Below are 17,156 nucleotides of genomic sequence, written 5' to 3'. Positions count from 1 at the left end.
ATTTTAGATTCCTGAATAACTGCCGAATTGTGTTTAGTGATAGCCACTGCCGGCATCAGATTGCATAAATTCTTTATAACCGGACATTTTTATCAAAAATAACCATTTAAAGAAAAAGCACGGCTGTTTTAATAATGATTTTTGTATCGCTGTATAGTTAAAACACATTGATTTTTAAACAATTATAAGTTGTTTCCGGTACCTTTCAATTTGCTTTTTTTGCGTATAATTTTTTATAGTATTTAATGAAATAACTTTGTTTTCTTAATAGAATTCCACATTTGCCGCAATCCATCACTTTACTGATCCGCATATTGTGACTTGCTTTGTTTAATCAGGGTTTTACTCTGGGCTATGCCTGTGGAGTAAATGTTTGTTTAGAGGAATGTGAGATATCTTAATTTTTTTGTTTTCTAAGATTTTGACAGGCAGCTTGTTTGTACAGCTTATATCAGTTTGTTATAACCTATTAAATATAAAATAGTTCCCGGGCCGGATTTTATTCTGTCAATTTTCCAAATATACTTTTCAGAGTTTTCTAATCCATCCACTAATTCCTGCATTTCATTTGTTGAGTATGTTCTTAACGATGAGACAATACCATCCCATAACACAACAATTGGAACAATAGGTATGATATAAGTGAAAATAATTCTGCCGGTTTTAAAAGGCTTTATAAAAGGGGTGGTCAAAATAACACTTATTGGCGAAAGCAGCATTGCAATAATACTTGGAAAACTTCTTTCCTGTGCTTCAAAGACAGCAATAGGTGTGTTTGAGTCAACTGCGTTTTGAAGAATTAGTTTGGCATCATCAGGTTCAAAATGATGCAGGGATAAGAATTGAGTCCTAAGTCCTTTCAGTTCAGGCGGCACTTTTCTTGCATCAACGGGTTGTTCATAAAATTCAAAATTATCCGACTGCATTTTAGTTTGCCGGAAGGCTGGGATATTGGGGTAAAAATCAGTTAAAACAATTTTTAAACCAGGAATGTTTTTTTTGATTTCACTGTTAAGCCAAAGTAAACCGCCGCCACCGCCCGATGCTAAATCAATAATTGTTTCTGTTTTGCTGATTTTTAATGTGTCTTCAAGCAGCGGAACTATTGATTTATACATTTTAGTTTTATTTGAAAGAAATTGAAGGAAATCGGTTGTATAATTTCTCAGAAATACAGGAAACCATTTTTGATCTCCAAATTCAAATAAATGGACTCTTTTCATAGTGTTAAATTAAGTTGTTGAATTGGCTCAGTTTTTTAAAGACATATACAGTTTCACACTTCTTAAAACCTTTTTAGTCAGTTGTTTTATCCAAAAATAATCATTTAAATAAGGGAACGTTATTTTTAATGATAATTTGTGAAGCAAGGCTACGGTTTTAGTTCTTTACAAATGACTGGAGACTGTTTTTTTTTGATAACACTGTAAAATGATTTAAAAGAGTATTGTGGTTATGGTTTTTCAGAAAATAACAATTGAGTGGGATTTAATCTTGAAAGCCGTTCTTTTTTCGTTAGTCTGTTTCTTCCCTTTACCTGTTCAAATTAAATAGATGTTTTGCACTTTTCACATTAAGTGACAGATTCGGTTTAATTTCCAGGAAGTATTTTGTTTGCCAGATTTGTGTTCTTTCTGCCTGCTTGTTTGGAGCCAAATCCCAGGTTGGATAAACTCTGATGCCGCGTTTTCCTTCTCTCGTTTCACTTGACAAAATTTTGTTTTCGTACAAAACATTTTTTGAGAATATAAAAAGTCCAAAGTTTTCGTTTTGTCGTACTGCAATTATAAACAAGTCAAAGTCGTCAGAAATGGCATAGGGTTCAGTAATTCCTTTTTTGCTGCGTTTCCAGATTGTTACGAATTGTCCTTTTTTTGTTGGAGTAATTTTTGCGTTTCGAAATATTACTTTTTGACCTCCAAGCAGGAAAGTGTGCGCAAAATATTCCTGACTTTCCAGTTCTTTTTCTACGTTTGTCAATTCAAGACCGCAGGTTTTAAAAACTAATGCGTCTATTAGTTCGAGTTCGGAATATGTTGCTTTTGAATTTGTCAAATCGTTGTCTGTTTTGTTAATTTATAATTTTTGCTGCTTTTTATCTAAGCTTCAATGTTTACGGTTTCGTTCAGAAGAAGCTCGTATTTTGGACTTTGTGCGATGACAGGATTTCAAAATAAAAAGCCGGTTGCATCACTAAAATCATTTGAAGTATAAAATTCCTGGTTTAAACGTTAGCCCTTCTTATATTAAAATCATGCATCTCTTAAGTTCAAATATATGAAATTTGTATTTCCCGGGATTTTGAGTTGTGATTAAGAGCAGACTTGGCTTAAAGTGAATTAAACGATTGGTTTTGTATGTTTTTTTTGATTTTTTTTAAAATTTCAATAGAGCAATAGCTGTTTTTTTCCAGACCTGACAGGTTTTCAAAACCTGTCAGGTCTGAAATTCAACTATTTTGATTCCAATACCTTTTCAAAAGCCTTCCTGGGACTGCCATCAAAAGAAACCTCACCACAATACACATACCCTAATTTATCCATAATGCGAAGCATAGCCGGGTTGTCAAAATTAGTATCCACCTTAATGCTGTGAATACCATTTTCAAGCGCCAAATCCTCAAAAAGACCAAACATCTTCTGTACCAATCCTTGTCCTAAATACGCCTCATCAATTGCTACCCGATGCACCACTAAAAAATCACCCTCCGTTAACCATTTTCCATCAATAGCTAAATAGGCAGGTTCATCATTAAACAATACAGCACTATAAGCAATAACTTTATCCTGATCCGTTAAAACATAGCTGTTCCCTTTAGCAATATCATTTTCTATCGTACCCAGATTAGGATACCCATTTTGCCATTGGTTGCTGCCATCCTTTTTCCTTCTTGCAATGGCCTGTTGGATAATTTCCCAAATTAAAGGGGCTTCAAAATCAAATGCTTTTCGGAATTTATAGGTCATGAGTGGAATATTGATTTTTTACAAGTTTGTTGTGTAAATGTAATAAAAATGGGGTTGGTTGTATAAAAGAGTAAATAATGAGAATGTAGTCTTAAAACGATAGAGCAGTAGTATTGATATTGTATTAAAACTTCAGTCTAAGGTACTCAGCAACTAAGCTAAAAATAAAACCTTTTTAAAGTCAATTTAAAAGAGGTTTTATAACATGCTTTTTTGAATTTATTTTGAAAAAATAGTAGTTGGCAACTGCTAAGGCTGTTATGAACTAGCTATGTTATTCATATCGCATTGAAAATTTGTATTTTTTCTCTTTTGGATTACTTATAATATAAGTTAACTTTTCAACTGATGTTGATGTACAAACTTCATTAGAAACTAATTTATAAACTAAAATAATTGAGTCATTTTTGATTTCAATGTTTCCAGTATATTGTCCACATGCATTGCTTCCAACAAAGTTGGTTACGAATATTAAGTCGTCTAAGTATTGAGCTTTGATTTTTAATTTAGTTTTAGCTAATAATTTTTCATAATCGTTGTTACCTAATTCGCTAATGAACTTTGAATTAAAATATATAAGATTTTTGTTGGTTGTGTTTTCCTTTTTTTTTAAACATGAAATGAATGCAAATAATAATATTCCAATAAGATATTTCATAGTCTTTGTTTATAAGTCAATGTTTTGGTTAGCTTGCTCATAACGTCAGTTCATGAAAACCTCACAAACCTCCCCAAATATAGCTAAAAAACAAAGAAGCTGTCCAAAAAGTAAAATATAACCCACCGTTTGTCACTCTACAGCAAAGAGGAGTCTCATAATCTATTGTATGTGATTTCTCCTTACGTTGAAATGATAAGATTGCGGACTTTTAGGACTGTCTTTTTATTATATTCTTTTTTGGAGTTATTTTAAAAAAATAAGAGTCTTAGCAAGAATTGTAAACGGCAAATTCTACCAAATATAATAGCCATCAATTATCAGAGTAAAAAATGTCAATATACTAAGGATTATTCTTTTCATTTTGGATATGTAATTCTTTTGAAAATGGTTTTTATTTTTTCAGTCAGTTGTCGTGGCGGATAAATGTGTAGCAATGAAAATGCAGTAATCAGCCAACCTGAAATGAAAAGCATTGAGTTTGGGATTTGTTTTAATGTCGGCTGTCCGTCAAGATTGTATGTTACTGTCTCCCTAAAAGTTGGAAGTAATGCCAAGAATAAAAAAGTCAGCCCGATAATTGTCCCAATGAATGAAATGTAAAAGTTTGTCGTCCACCAATAATTTAGTTTGCTGTAGAGCCGAATGGGAAGTCCAACGACTAAACAAACAAAAATTGTCAAAGACGATAGTATTATGGCGATAATTGGTTGGAAAATTACAAGTCCAAAAAGTCCGTCAATACCAAAGTCACTATCAAAAAGTGCAAAAACTATATAAATACAAAAAGTCGCAATGAATGTCAAAGTGATTTGTAGTCCTAAAGTCAAGATGGTAATTGTCTTATTCATTGTATCTGTGTGCGTCCTAAAGTAGCATATCACGTCAGTCTGTAAAAAAAACTCACAAACCTTTTCAAATATAGCTAAAAAACTGATTTGCAAAACGAGTTAATAAAAAGTCAGGTAAAAACGATAAAGTAGTAGTGTGAGCATTTCATAACTAAGCTAAAAATAACACCTCTTTTAAATGGCTTTAAAAGAGGTGATAGTATTTTTTTTTTGAGTTATTTTGAAGAAATAGAAGTTGTGCAACGGCTACTGCTATTGTAAGATGTTATAATTCCATACCCCATTTCCAAACTTTAATTCCCTTTTCGAGCAATTTTTTTGTTGTAAGTTCATCTGTCCAAAGCATGATATTGCTATATTCAATAGTATCAGATTCTAATAATATTTTAATTGATTGTTCAATTAGATTTCTTCTTTCCGCTACTTTTGAATTTTCGGCAAACGAAAGTTGAAATAGTTTTAGATTAGGAATTTGACTGATTGATTCAATATTTCGAAGCCTCACATTATTGTTAATGTGTATTCTTTTGAGTTTAGTTAATTTTGATAAACTAGGGATTTCCTCCATCTTAGACATGCCTTCAAATTCAATTTTTTCTAAATTTTCTAATGAAATTAAAAAATCATAATTCGGTATTTGGCGAACCCTACTAAACTCAATGAATTTTAATTGTTTTAGATTTGATAAAGATTCAAGATTTTTATAGCTTCCAAAAAGTAAATTTAGTTCTTCTAAATTTTTTAAGCCCGATAGGAAATCAAGATTATCCATTTTGATTCCTCTAAAGGTTAATTTTTTAAGATTTTTTAAAAATTGTACATTGTCGAGACCTTTTTTCATTCCGTCAACGTACAAAGATTCCAAGTCTTTAAATTCTTTAATAAATGATATATTAACTGCTGTAGATTTGGTTTCTTCTATACCGAAGTGCTTTAAATTAGTATTATATTGAAGCTGTGAATAGTCACTTGTATTAAACGAAGCAATTGTAAATTTTCTAACATTGGGAATCTCCTTGAAGAACGATAAATCTTGAGCTTCATACCATAAAATTCTTAATCCAATATCAGGATATTTTAAAAAAAACTCATTTAAAGTTCTCCAAGTTTGTTTTTGAGGATTTTGAAATTGATAAAGTTGAAGAGAATGTATATTTTTTTCAGCAATTATTTTAGGAATGTCAGATTCTGTTAAGTCAGAAAGAATATTAATATTTCCACTAAAATTGCTCCATTTTTCTTTTTTATCAAATATTTTAAATAAATTCATGATTTTAAAACAAAATTGTACAACGGTGTTGTGATAGACAATGTTGCAAGCTCTGGAACCGATTATTTTCTATCAAAGTTAAAATTTCTTGCGAAATATAAACGTGTATTTACTGCAAAATTCACAATCCTGCCAACCGCCTGTTGGCAGATAGTGCATTTTTTACTCAATATATTCGTCAATTTTTATACTTCGATTTTTATTATTTGCTTTCTCTATTGCTTTCAGAATAGCTGTGATTTGAACTTTATCAATCATATTTTTGTCAAAGAAAACATATTCTATTGTTTTTGTATTTTTGATATCTTCTAATGGATTTTTTGAGAGTAACACCAAATCTGAATTGTGTCCAATTTTAATTTTCCCAGTATTTCTTTTCATCCAATCACTAGGTTGCACAGTTGCAGAGTAAATTACTTGTGTATTTGTCATTCCCGATTTAGACAATGATTGTAATTCATTATGAAGTGAAAATCCAGAAACCATAGTAGAAACATTAGCATCAGTTCCAGCCATAATCTTTACTTTATTATCAATTAATGCTTTTGTCATAATATGAATTGCTTTTACATAAGTTTCCCAAAATATGGCTGACAATTTTCTTGCTTCTAGAGTATCTTCTCCGTCATATTCATAACCATTTTTACTAGGTAACCAGCCTAGTTTGTAAATCGGTGTTCCTTCAATAATTTTAGGATTGGCATATTTTAATTCTATTTTTTTAAGTTCATTTTTTAAATCAAATCTTTGTCGAGGAAAACTTTCAACCAGTGAAATTGTAGAAGTTACACAAATATTATTTTCCTTTAATTTTTTTGCAATTTGGACTGAACGTGTTTTTAAATAGGCAAGATATTCTTTTGGGTTTTTAGATATAGATTTTTCAAAATCGTCTATAGTTTTTACGGTCAGTTCTTCAATGTGGGCAATCTCTTTTTGACCTGATTGATAAAATGTTTCTAAACTAACTAACGGTATATGTCCAATAACAGGAATATTATGTTTTTTTGTGATTTTAATGGTTGTTTTAAATATTTCGGGATTGACAAAGCCATACATTTTTACGGCATCATAACCTTGTTCTCTTAACTTATTTATTTTTTTTTCAGCCTCATTTTCGGTTGAATAATTAATAGATTGTCTTGTCCAAGCATAATAGTAGCCCATAAACCCACTTTCGCTGTATATTGGTGGAGATGCTATAAACATTCTTGGGCCAAAACCATTCTTTTGAATTGATTTTTTCCATTCTATAGTAATTGGTCTTCCTGCCATTTCTCTAACAGAAGTTATACCATTTGCTAAATATAAAAATAAATCGTTTTTACTTTCTTTTAGATGAACGTGAGAATCAATAAGTCCTGGAATTAAATATTTATTTGTTCCATCAATTATGACAGTATTTTTTTCTACAAGTTGATTTTTCCCTAAATGAATTATCTTCCCGTTTTTAATAATTACATCTTGATTTTTAATAAAGTGATTACAATCTTCTGAAAGGACATTGGTGTTTTTTATTATAACCGTTTTGGATGGTTTAATAATTGAAGTAATATCAATAACTTTTGTCGATTTACCTAACACCTTATTCAATTCAGTGTCTGCCCATAAAAACACACAAGTTGTAATACTTAATAATGCTATAACAACGTACAGTAATTTCCTAAATCTGATTTTTTTCATAAATATTTATTTTGATTCTGATGCAAAAATATATTTATGAAACTTTGATTTCTATTGGGAATAGGGACTTAGGTACAAAATAGGCTGTTTTAGGTATGAAAATTACAATAGCAATAAACGTTCCTTGTAATTTTTAGAAACAGGAAGCTCAATTTGACTCAATATTATGGTGTCTTGATTTTTCCAAGCTTTAAAATGAGTTGGATTTATTAAGTGGGAACGATGTATTTGAACTAAAAAGTCGAAATCTTCTTGTAGTTTTTTAAGTGAATTTCTAATTAATTTTGTTTTTAATTGCCTTTCATCTAAAAAGAAAATTTCCACATAGTTTTGGGAATTTGATACACAAACCAAGTCATCTTTTCTTATTCTTAAAATGTCTAGTTTGTTTTCTCCTCTAATAACAATTTTCTCGTCTTTAATTGGAATTAACTTAACAGAATAAATTCTTGCTAAAACAATAATTGGAGTTGAAATTAAAGCAGACTTGAGGATTATTACTTTCAAAAATTCTAAAAAATCAAATCCACCATACAGAATTGGAGATTTATAGTATAAAAAAGTAGTTACTAGAAAAAGGAAATGAAAAAGTAGAAGAATTGTTGTCTCTAAAAAGAGGTTCCATTTTAATACTTTCTTATAAACATTTTTTTGAATTACAGCAATTAGACTGTAACATAGAAAAGCAATACTACTAAATCCAATGCTAATGATAAGCCATTGTTTTGAGCTTATTGTGCCATCATCAAAAGGGTTTATAAAATAAGCAAAAATAAAAAGCCAAAAACTGATAAAAACTCCGATTAGTAAATGATGCATTATCGAAGGATTTATTTTATTCATTTTTATATAGTATTTATTTTTATGTGTTTGATTTTTAGTTTCTTTTCCCGTATTTTTGGTTGCATTTCTGCAAACTGCTGTTAGCCGTTCGTTGTTTTTTCGTTCGTTTTAATTTCTATTTTATATTTCAATAATTGTCTGATTGATGTTAAATGTCCAAATAATACGATTGGAACGATAAATGTTGGTAACCAACTAAATGGGAAATTTAAAATCGCAATATTTGGTTGGTCAAAAGCAAATTTTTGAATTGGTGAAGGTGCTGAAAATAATGCGTTCACAACAATATTTGCTAAAAGTCCAAGGCAAATAAAATTCCACAGTAAAATTGTTTTTCGGCTAAGTTTTGTTTTTGTCAGTCCAAAGTACGCAATAATTGGCGCAGAAATTCCGGCAAGAATGTCAAAGTTTCGACCTTCAAAAGTCATAAGTTCTGGGATTGCTTTGTTGAGAAAAAGCCAAAATAAAATTATTTCAACTGGTATTCTCACAATGTTTAGATAAGTCAAGTTTTTAAGTGGTAAGCTGTCAATAAATTGTCTGCCTTTTGAGGTTGCAAACAATAAAATAATTGTCAGAATTGTAGGCAAAATTCCTGTCAATATAATTTTTGGAGGAAAAGTGTTTGTGTCAGAGTTGTAAATACTTCTTAAAGTCAAAACAGCTTGAACTGTCAACCAAATTGTTAAACCGATAAAAATTGGCGTTGCTTTTTTTCGTGTCAGTTCAGAATTTAAGTTTCTAATTGTCCAAATAAAAAGCAATAAAGTTGCAATTGTTGTCAGCCCAAAAGTCAGTGAAATATATGTCGGTAAATTTTCAATCATTTTTTATTTGTTCAATTTTCACGTGTTGCGCTACAATGACGGCTAACGTCCCGCCGGCTTTAAGAAGTTGGGGATTTTTGTTCCCAAACCATTCCGTTAAGACTGAAATCAAATATACAAAATACTCGTTCCATTAAACACCCAAACCCCAATTTCTTAAAACCGCTGTTTTGCGATGTTTATAATTATTAATCTGGCTTTTCAATTATCCCTGTAATTATTGTTCGATCTAATAAATTGCTCTTGTAAATGTATTTTTTTGGGCTAATTAATTTGATTATTTCCACATTGATTTTTTCGCCCAACAAATACTCATATTCTTTTTTATTCACTTCGAGATATTTTATTGAATAAGAATTGGGACTGGTCCATTCTATTTTATATTTAAAAATCTCATCACCATTTTGCTCAATTTGATTTTCGTTTGTACGAATTATTGTGACATCAGGAAAAATTATATCTGCGTATTTAAATTTTCCGTTTTTGAAGTTGTTAATTAGTTTTAAATCACTTTCTGTTAATTGACTTTTTTGCAATTTGCTATTAACGAAGTTAAAAGTGTAATCATAACAATTATTTTTCAAATTAGTATCTGGATAGTACTCTATGCTTTTTCTGTATTCAATAACTTGGTTTATTATATCCTGATTTTTATATGTTGTTTTTGACGGAATAACAGTTACATTACTTGTTTTTCCTTCGTTATTTACACAAAAATTAACTGTTAGATATTCGATATTTTCAACATCGTCAACATAAAACTCATTTTGAATTTGTGCATTGAGGTTTAATGATAAAAAAAATATTAAGTAAAGTACTGTTTTCATGTAGTTTTGTTTAAATATCGCACAACGTCCCGTGGCTCATTCGTTCCCGCGCTTGGCTTGCCGTTGTGGTATTTTAGCACAGAACATAACAAATATAAATAAATTTTATTTTAGGAATTAGCTTTCCAAACTAGCCCAAAACCCACAATGGCGCCAAACCACTGTTAGTGGTTGTTGCTTATTTCAATCTTAGGGTTTAGAATGTGTCTTCGGTCTGGATTGTTTCCCGTTTCTTTAAAGAATATATCGGTAACGTTTTCTATTAGTAGAGCTTCTTTTAATCGTGGAGAAATATATGTTCTGCTAGAAAATATTGGTAAAGAAAATAAATCCAACTCTTTGTCAAAAGAGTCTTTTAAAACAATTTTTTCTGCTCGCCAACTTACTACAAATAAATCTTTTTCTTGGATAGTTTGATTTATAAATAATTTGTCATTTGGGTGGTTTTTAGAAAGTTCATTTATCTCTGCTGAAATTAAATGATTAGAATCTTTAACGGCGTATAAATCTGAAATAGAATTGATTTTTAAATCAATAACTTTTTCATTTTTCGTATATGTTATTTCACTTTTGGAAAAATCGATGAAATCGTAATAATCTGAAATGTCTTTGCAGTCGAAATTGAACCAATAATAATTATATCTAACAAGCTTTTTGGAAAACAGAGTTTTTTCCTTTCGATAAACTTCTGCTTGAATAAACTCGTGATTTGGTAGCTTGTGTTTTTGAAGTATAGTTTTGACTTTGTCATTAACAATAAAATCTTGTAAAGAATGAACGAAATCATTTATTGAATTAAACTCTTTTTCATTGTACAGTTTAATCCAAATTGGTGGCTTCTCAGAAGGGAATTTTTTATGTTCAGTTATGTAATCTCTATAATTATGAATATTATAAGAAAAATCATAACATTCATCCATCATTTCTCCGGCAGATGAATCATTTACAATTAGGATTTCATATTTCATAAGATGTTTCGTTTTCTGCGTTGCGATAACCACTAACGTCCCGTGGCTTTATGAAGTTGGGGATTTTTGTTCCCGAACCTTTCCATTAGGACTAAAGCCAAATATATAAAAATGCTTTTAAAGTTTGCCTAAAACCCCCAATTGCGCCAAACCACTGTTGGTGGCAGTTTTTATTTCGTCCGTTTTGCTTCTATCTTATTTCCATTCTGTAATAAAAACAAATTTGAAATTTCTCCTTTTTCGTTCTTTTCAAACTGAATTTGTGCATCTACTACTTTATAGAAAAATAACATTTCACTTTCTGTAAATATCGGGAACACATTTTGTCCTGTCAATTGTGAAAATAGTTGGTCTTTATCTAATGAAATTTTGATTTCAAAATCTTTTTCAACTTGATAAGTCCCAACAAACTTTTGAAGTTCTTCATTTGTAATAATAATTTCTTTTCTGATTTTTTGCACAGGTAATGGTTTATTATATAGAATACTTCTAATTGCTTTTGAAGGAATTGTAACGTTGTTGTGATTTTGAAGTATTATTATTGTTTTATCATTTGTAATATGTCTATCGATAAAAGCTACATAACCTGGCCAACCACCACTATGATTTGCAATTTTTCCAAAATCAGCATTGTCTTCAATTCCCCAACCAAAACCATAATTTCTTTTAGCTCCGTCTTTCAAAGTTGCTACTTCAAAAACTGCTTTCATTCCCTCTTTTGTGAGTAATTTATTGGTGTATAATGCTCTATCCCAAATCAATAAATCCTTTAAATTTGAATTAACTGTTCCGTCTCCAACAATACCATCAAGCCAAATAACCATTTTAGTTTCTTTCAATTCGTCTGGTAAAACATATTTTTTCAAACTATCTGAGTAAACATAACCAAAAGCATAATTGTCAATTTTCTTTGGCGATAATCTACGAGTATACACAAAGGTATTTTTCATTTTCAACGGTTGGAAAATAGATTTGTTTAGATAGTCAGCGTATGTCAAACCCGATGCTTTCTCAATTATTGATGCCAATAGTGCATAGCCCGTATTGCTATATTCCCATTTAGTATTTGGCTCAAATAATATTTTTGGTTGATGATTACTAAATATATTAATTATGTCTTTGTTAGTGGCAATTTTAGATTTGTCAAATAAACTATCCATAAGCTGCATATAGTCTGGTAGACCTCCAGTATGATTCAATAAGTTTCTTACAGTTACACCTTTATAAAAAGAAAGTTCGGGTAAGTATTTTTTGATATCATCGTCCAAATTCAACTTCCCTTTTTCTTTAAGTATCATTATCCCCATAGCTGTGAACTGCTTTGAACAAGATGCCAATTCAAAAATCGAATTTTCGTTCAATTTTTCTTTTGTTGTTTCGTTTGCAAGTCCAAAACTATGTTTATAAATAACTTTCCCTTTTTCTGCAATTAGAAAATTTCCATTGATTTTCTCTTTTGAATAAAGAGAATTGAGTAAACTGTCAATTTTTTGAATTCTGTCTTGTCCAAATGTAAGATGTCCAATTAAAAGAAGTCCGATTGTAATTGTTAATTTCATTTTTTTATTTCTTGTTAACTAATGTAGGTGAGATGTTTCGCAAAATTGCCACCAACGTTCCCGCGCTACAAGCAGTTTGGGACTAAATTAAGCCCATTCTTCGGATTTGCCAAATCATCCAAATACAAAACCAATTTCAAATTAAGCCTAATCCCCAAATTGCTTGTAGCGTGTGTTGGCGGTAGGCTTTTTATTTCTGAGGTATGAAGCCTTCTTTTCGACTAAATATTATATGGTTTATTTTCTCTTTTATATCAATTGGAGGCTCTTCGTTTTCAATTATTATTATTTGTTCAAGTTCATTTTTAGTAGCTATATATCTATAAAAATCCATAGCCAAATCGTCACTTATTGTTTTCTCACCTTCGTTTTCTGGTTTGCGATAAGTCACCAACGGAGAATCTATGATCGGAACACCAATAGAATATTTTTTTTTGGATATTAATTCTTGCAGAGCTATGATAAATGCAGAATAAATAATTGCTCTATAACCTTTACCTGATAAATTTCTATCTTCACCTGATATTACAAAATCATTTTTTTCTTCACTATAGCTGACATCTGTTAAATTTGGATAATTATAACCTTTCAGCACGTTTTTAATTGCTTTTGAAAGAGGAGTTAATGAAGCTGTTGAAATGTTTTCATATGATTCTTTAGAATTTGAATTGGGCAAAGAGTTTTCTAGTTTTTCTTTTTCTTTTTTGAATATATCAAGTTGTTCAAATTTAAGTAAAGCTCCAAGAACAATACTTTTCTTTTCATTTTGCTTGTTAATCTCTTCAATAATTTGCCCCATTTCAAGCCCTACACCTTTATCAAGTTCAATGGAATAATCGTTAATAAGCTTCTCTAAATGTGAGACTTTAGAAGATATGTCATTAAATTCGTCTTTTAAAATTTTTTCAGATTCCTGCAATTCTTGAATAAGTGATTCTATTTTATAAATTTCCTTACTGCAAGAATCAATTATTTTATTTATATCAGCAATTGAGCATTCTTCTTTTATTATACCATTGCAAAGAGGACAATTGCCAGTTACTGAATGATTTTCTTCATTTAGTAATAAACTTGTTTCTATTGTAGATTTTAAACGTGCTACATCATTAAAATAATGTGATTTTAAAAGGTCTGACCTTCTGTATAATTCTTCTATTACTCTTTTACGAGATTGTTTTTTATAGAGATTATCTAGGGTTTCCTTACGTTTAATTTCTATTTCATTATATTGATTTTGAAGGCTATGATGTTTGTAACTTAAATTTTCAATTATAAAATTTGTTTCCGCCAGAATTATTGATGGTTCAGTTTTGTAGCCTTTTAGTTCTTTTTCATTTTGGGTTATAAACTCTTTTAATATTTCCAATTTACCTTTTCTATTTGCGATTTGGTTTTGTGAAAGCGATTCTATTACAGTGTTGTCATCAATACCAGTTGCAATTAATTTTAATACGTTAGATTCTTCGGTTGCTTTTGTATAATGACTAACAATTAAGGAATCCTCAGTAGTTATTTGAGTTTCATTAACCATTGAAAACTTTACAATATCTCGATATGAAATTTGTCTAGTTTTACCTTTTTGATTGGTTCTGATTTTTTTACCTATTAAATTATTTAATTTTAGTAAAAAAGCTGAAACTGTATCCTCACTAGCAGGATTATGTTTTCTATCAAGAATTTTAAATTCATCAGTTTCTTTAATATCATCAATAGATGAATTGTAGAGTTTAAAATTACCTCCTTTTAAATCACTTAATAAAGTGTAATTATTTCCATCGTAATCAATTATTTCTAAATATATAAAATCATACGGTTTCGATTGACTAATTGGTTTTGGTGGTTTAGAACTTCCGAACATATAATTTATGCATTGGAAAATATATGTCTTTCCAACATTTGAAGGACCAGTAATAATATTAACGCCTTTTTTGAAAACTATACTAGCTTTTTCAACAGATTTCCCAATTAGTCTTAATTCCTTTATTATAAAGCCTGTTTCCATTATTGTAAAATTTCAATATTAAACTCGTTATCAATTTCTGATAATTTTGGAGTCATTATTTTTTTAAGATCTTGCTTAGAATACTTTAAAAATTTTCCAATAGCCCAACTTGCTTTTTCTTGGAGATTGATTGAATATGTTTCCTCTAGAGATTCAAGAAAAGGCATAGCGTTTTCTGTAGCTTTATATTCTATACCATTACTATTAAATAATTTTTCAATTAAATTCTTCGCTATAAAAAGATTGATACCTTTTTCAATGATAGAGCTTCTAACCATTATTTCTCCAGAGCGATAAGGAACTGCTGGATGAAGGCTTTGTGTTGTTTTATCAATATCTGCAGAATGTATAGTAAGATAATCTAGATATACAAGGTTTTGCAAATCAAAAGATTTGGGAAATGCTTCGTTTAATATAGTTAAAATTCTAAGACCAGATTCAACACTATTATTGAATGGGTTGATATTTTTTATTTCCATTATTCCCATTTAATTTTTTCGTCATTAATCAATTGATGACAAACTCCACTTCGGTCATTAATTATGCTTACTTCCTTTAAAGGGTTAGAAGAAATAACAATGTTACGAGCTTCTTTTTCAACTTCTTTTACTTTAATAAAATTATTAGAATGACTGTCTTCTATAATATCAATTATTCCTGATAAGATTTCATTTTGAAAATCTTCAAAAGTGTCAATTGGTAAACTATCTCGTGAAAAATTTCTTAATTGTTCAGCGTGATGAAAACTAATTCGTGACCTTATAAAATGATTCTTATACTTCTCTTTTGTATCTAAATCGCTAACAATTTTATAATTCTCTTTACTTTCTGAACCATAAGCCGATAATAGTTGACTTACGTAAATTGTTTCAGTTTTTTGAATCTCATTTGGAATTGTATTAATATCTAATTTTTCACGTTCCGGTAATCCTCCTCCAAATCGGATTAAATGATTTGGGTGTTTAATATGCTCTTTTAATATGTTTTTAGTGTGAATTTTTGAAAAAATTGAAAAATCGAAATTGTTTACCCATTTTAGAAACTCTCCTTCTAATTTTATTCTTCCTTTTGTAGCATCGATATCACAATTTTTATCCCAATTATCAATTATTGCTTTTTTTAATTCAATTGAATTTTGAAGTAATTTTGATAGAGTAGTGCCACATCCTTTGGGTGAAACAAAGTAATATTTCCTTGGAATTGGATATTCTAATTTAAAAGTATGATATAATATTTTAATAAATTCTTTATAAACTTGAGAGGGTCTTAATGCATTTTCATAATGTTTGCATTGAAAACAATCCCAAATATAATTTGCTTTGTTTTTATCAGTTACATAACCAACAACATCTCTACCTTTATCTCCAGCACCACCAAATTTTTCAGCTTCTAAATAATCTGTCTTTTTTATATCTATCCATTCTTCAATGAATTCCTCCCAATCGTCAAATGACATATGTTCTATCATTTTTAGAGGTATTATTCTCTTGCCGAAATTGACTTGATGTGATGTTTTGTAAAATGTCATTCTGTTCTGTTTTTTTTAAGCTTACCGCCAACTTATTTATATGCGCTACTTTTTATCGCTTATACACCCAAAATAGGTTGTATATGCGCTATAAACAGCATATTTTCAAATGTACTATTATTTTTACAAATCCACTATATTTTTTGTTTGTCAGATTATTCGATTATTTGTTGATTTGGTTATTCGGTTATATGGTTATATGGTTTGATGGTTTTGGGTTTCGTTTATTTGTCATTTGTTATTTGTTATTTGTCTTTCCTCTTTCCTCTTTCCTCTTTTTTCTTTTCTCTATTCTCTCTTCTCTCTTCTCTTTAGTTTGTAAAAATTCATCAAAAACCATCCAGCACTAAACACTATTTTTCCATTTCTCTAGAGTGCCATCAAAGTGCCATCAAAGTGCCGTTAAAGTGCCGTCAAAGTGCCGTCAAAGTGCCGTACACTACCCAATACAAAAATAACAAACAAAAAACACGTTTGTTCAACGCTGGTTCAACGCGGAGTCAGGGTTGACTGAAGACGACGTTAGCTGAGCGGAGCAGATGTTGGCTGAGCGGAGTCGATGTTAGCTGAGCGGAGTCGATGTTGGCTGAGGTTCTCGAAGCCAAACATCAAATCGGTGGCTGAGGCTGGTTTCTTAGCCTCCCATCGGTGGCTGAGGTTCTCGAAGCCACATATCCACAACTTTCCCTACCTTTGCTAAAAAAACATGCCACGAATCTTAGCCATTGATTATGGGATCAAAAGAACCGGGATTGCCGTAACAGATGAATTACAAATCATCGCTTCTGGATTGACTACTGTACCTTCAGAAACGTTGATGAGTTTTCTGCAGGATTACTTCAAAAAAGAGGAGGTAATCAGCGTCTTAATTGGGGATCCAAAACAAATGAACGGACAGCCGTCAGAGAGTGCTCCCTTAGTCGAAGCTTTTGTGGAAAAATTCAAAATCCAGTTTCCTGATATGAAAGTAATTAGGGTCGACGAACGTTTTACCTCAAAGATGGCATTTCAAACCATGATCGACAGTGGTTTAAAAAAGAAACAACGGCAAAATAAAGCCCTTATTGATGAAATTTCCGCAACAATTATGCTTCGCGATTATCTAAGTCGGAAAATGATTTAACTTTTTTTAAAATATTTGTAAAATCTTGTGATTCCTTAAAATTTAGCAAAA

16 protein-coding genes are annotated in these 17,156 nt (G+C 30.3%); 1 reads left to right on the top strand and 15 read right to left on the bottom strand.

Translation table 11 applies throughout. From position 1 onward, the window contains the following. Positions 1-446: 446 nt before the first annotated feature. From EZM65_RS02355 to EZM65_RS02285, 15 genes are all read right to left on the bottom strand, one after another. Complete coding sequence (locus EZM65_RS02355; RefSeq protein ID WP_136666911.1) at positions 447-1,223, bottom strand: hypothetical protein; 777 nt, start codon at positions 1,221-1,223, stop codon at positions 447-449. A gap of 310 nt (positions 1,224-1,533) precedes the next feature. Next, positions 1,534-2,055 carry a MepB family protein gene (locus EZM65_RS02350; RefSeq protein ID WP_136666910.1) on the bottom strand — a complete coding sequence of 174 codons (522 nt, stop codon included), beginning with the start codon at positions 2,053-2,055 and terminating at the stop codon, positions 1,534-1,536. A 398-nt stretch (positions 2,056-2,453) separates the two neighbouring features. Further along, positions 2,454-2,966 carry a GNAT family N-acetyltransferase gene (locus tag EZM65_RS02345; RefSeq protein WP_136666909.1) on the bottom strand — a complete coding sequence of 171 codons (513 nt, stop codon included), beginning with the start codon at positions 2,964-2,966 and terminating at the stop codon, positions 2,454-2,456. Positions 2,967-3,240: 274 nt separating this feature from the next. Beyond that, on the bottom strand, positions 3,241-3,624 hold the full coding sequence (locus EZM65_RS02340; protein WP_136666908.1) for a hypothetical protein: 384 nt from the start codon (positions 3,622-3,624) through the stop codon (positions 3,241-3,243). Positions 3,625-3,983: 359 nt separating this feature from the next. Then, positions 3,984-4,475, bottom strand: coding sequence for a hypothetical protein (locus EZM65_RS02335; protein WP_136666907.1), 492 nt, complete (start codon positions 4,473-4,475; stop codon positions 3,984-3,986). A gap of 265 nt (positions 4,476-4,740) precedes the next feature. Then, positions 4,741-5,745 carry a hypothetical protein gene (locus tag EZM65_RS02330; protein WP_136666906.1) on the bottom strand — a complete coding sequence of 335 codons (1,005 nt, stop codon included), beginning with the start codon at positions 5,743-5,745 and terminating at the stop codon, positions 4,741-4,743. A gap of 162 nt (positions 5,746-5,907) precedes the next feature. Next, the gene (locus tag EZM65_RS02325; protein WP_136666905.1) at positions 5,908-7,428 is read right to left on the bottom strand and encodes an amidohydrolase family protein; all 1,521 of its coding nucleotides are present in this window, start codon (positions 7,426-7,428) and stop codon (positions 5,908-5,910) included. A 102-nt stretch (positions 7,429-7,530) separates the two neighbouring features. Beyond that, positions 7,531-8,271 carry a LytTR family DNA-binding domain-containing protein gene (locus EZM65_RS02320; protein WP_136666904.1) on the bottom strand — a complete coding sequence of 247 codons (741 nt, stop codon included), beginning with the start codon at positions 8,269-8,271 and terminating at the stop codon, positions 7,531-7,533. A gap of 80 nt (positions 8,272-8,351) precedes the next feature. Continuing rightward, positions 8,352-9,098 (bottom strand): hypothetical protein, encoded by a 747-nt coding sequence (locus EZM65_RS02315; RefSeq protein WP_136666903.1) that lies wholly within the window; start codon positions 9,096-9,098, stop codon positions 8,352-8,354. 188 nt (positions 9,099-9,286) lie between these two features. Next, positions 9,287-9,925, bottom strand: a complete 639-nt coding sequence (locus tag EZM65_RS02310) for a hypothetical protein (RefSeq protein ID WP_136666902.1) — start codon at positions 9,923-9,925, stop codon at positions 9,287-9,289. 164 nt (positions 9,926-10,089) lie between these two features. Next, complete coding sequence (locus EZM65_RS02305; RefSeq protein WP_136666901.1) at positions 10,090-10,893, bottom strand: hypothetical protein; 804 nt, start codon at positions 10,891-10,893, stop codon at positions 10,090-10,092. 170 nt (positions 10,894-11,063) lie between these two features. Beyond that, positions 11,064-12,452, bottom strand: a complete 1,389-nt coding sequence (locus EZM65_RS02300) for a serine hydrolase (protein ID WP_136666900.1) — start codon at positions 12,450-12,452, stop codon at positions 11,064-11,066. A gap of 190 nt (positions 12,453-12,642) precedes the next feature. Next, positions 12,643-14,454, bottom strand: a complete 1,812-nt coding sequence (locus EZM65_RS02295) for an AAA family ATPase (RefSeq protein ID WP_136666899.1) — start codon at positions 14,452-14,454, stop codon at positions 12,643-12,645. Beyond that, on the bottom strand, positions 14,454-14,942 hold the full coding sequence (locus tag EZM65_RS02290) for an ABC-three component system middle component 2 (protein ID WP_136666898.1): 489 nt from the start codon (positions 14,940-14,942) through the stop codon (positions 14,454-14,456). The genes EZM65_RS02295 and EZM65_RS02290 overlap by 1 nt, the downstream gene beginning before the upstream one ends. Further along, positions 14,933-15,910, bottom strand: a complete 978-nt coding sequence (locus EZM65_RS02285) for an ABC-three component system protein (protein ID WP_136666897.1) — start codon at positions 15,908-15,910, stop codon at positions 14,933-14,935. Before EZM65_RS02285 ends, EZM65_RS02290 begins: the two co-directional genes overlap by 10 nt. 778 nt (positions 15,911-16,688) lie before the next feature. On the opposite strand from EZM65_RS02285, the gene ruvX reads away from it, so the two are divergent. Further along, on the top strand, positions 16,689-17,105 hold the full coding sequence (ruvX, locus tag EZM65_RS02280) for a Holliday junction resolvase RuvX (RefSeq protein WP_136666896.1): 417 nt from the start codon (positions 16,689-16,691) through the stop codon (positions 17,103-17,105). The last annotated feature ends 51 nt before the right edge of the window (positions 17,106-17,156 follow it).

It is taken from the genome of Flavobacterium sp. H122 (assembly GCF_004959765.1).
GTDB lineage: Bacteria > Bacteroidota > Bacteroidia > Flavobacteriales > Flavobacteriaceae > Flavobacterium.
Note: the sequence above shows the minus strand (reverse complement) of the source record. Positions and strands in the feature narration are given on the sequence as shown.

Bases quoted from the DNA above. Each gene is read 5' to 3' on its own strand.
- EZM65_RS02290 (WP_136666898.1), bottom strand. From the start codon at position 14,942: ATGGGAATAATGGAAATAAAAAATATCAACCCATTCAATAATAGTGTT.
- EZM65_RS02300 (WP_136666900.1), bottom strand. From the start codon at position 12,452: ATGAAATTAACAATTACAATCGGACTTCTTTTAATTGGACATCTTACA.
- EZM65_RS02315 (WP_136666903.1), bottom strand. From the start codon at position 9,098: ATGATTGAAAATTTACCGACATATATTTCACTGACTTTTGGGCTGACA.
- EZM65_RS02285 (WP_136666897.1), bottom strand. From the start codon at position 15,910: ATGTCATTTGACGATTGGGAGGAATTCATTGAAGAATGGATAGATATA.
- EZM65_RS02325 (WP_136666905.1), bottom strand. From the start codon at position 7,428: ATGAAAAAAATCAGATTTAGGAAATTACTGTACGTTGTTATAGCATTA.
- EZM65_RS02340 (WP_136666908.1), bottom strand. From the start codon at position 3,624: ATGAAATATCTTATTGGAATATTATTATTTGCATTCATTTCATGTTTA.
- EZM65_RS02305 (WP_136666901.1), bottom strand. From the start codon at position 10,893: ATGAAATATGAAATCCTAATTGTAAATGATTCATCTGCCGGAGAAATG.
- EZM65_RS02355 (WP_136666911.1), bottom strand. From the start codon at position 1,223: ATGAAAAGAGTCCATTTATTTGAATTTGGAGATCAAAAATGGTTTCCT.
- EZM65_RS02295 (WP_136666899.1), bottom strand. From the start codon at position 14,454: ATGGAAACAGGCTTTATAATAAAGGAATTAAGACTAATTGGGAAATCT.
- EZM65_RS02310 (WP_136666902.1), bottom strand. From the start codon at position 9,925: ATGAAAACAGTACTTTACTTAATATTTTTTTTATCATTAAACCTCAAT.
- EZM65_RS02320 (WP_136666904.1), bottom strand. From the start codon at position 8,271: ATGAATAAAATAAATCCTTCGATAATGCATCATTTACTAATCGGAGTT.
- ruvX (WP_136666896.1), top strand. From the start codon at position 16,689: ATGCCACGAATCTTAGCCATTGATTATGGGATCAAAAGAACCGGGATT.
- EZM65_RS02335 (WP_136666907.1), bottom strand. From the start codon at position 4,475: ATGAATAAGACAATTACCATCTTGACTTTAGGACTACAAATCACTTTG.
- EZM65_RS02330 (WP_136666906.1), bottom strand. From the start codon at position 5,745: ATGAATTTATTTAAAATATTTGATAAAAAAGAAAAATGGAGCAATTTT.
- EZM65_RS02345 (WP_136666909.1), bottom strand. From the start codon at position 2,966: ATGACCTATAAATTCCGAAAAGCATTTGATTTTGAAGCCCCTTTAATT.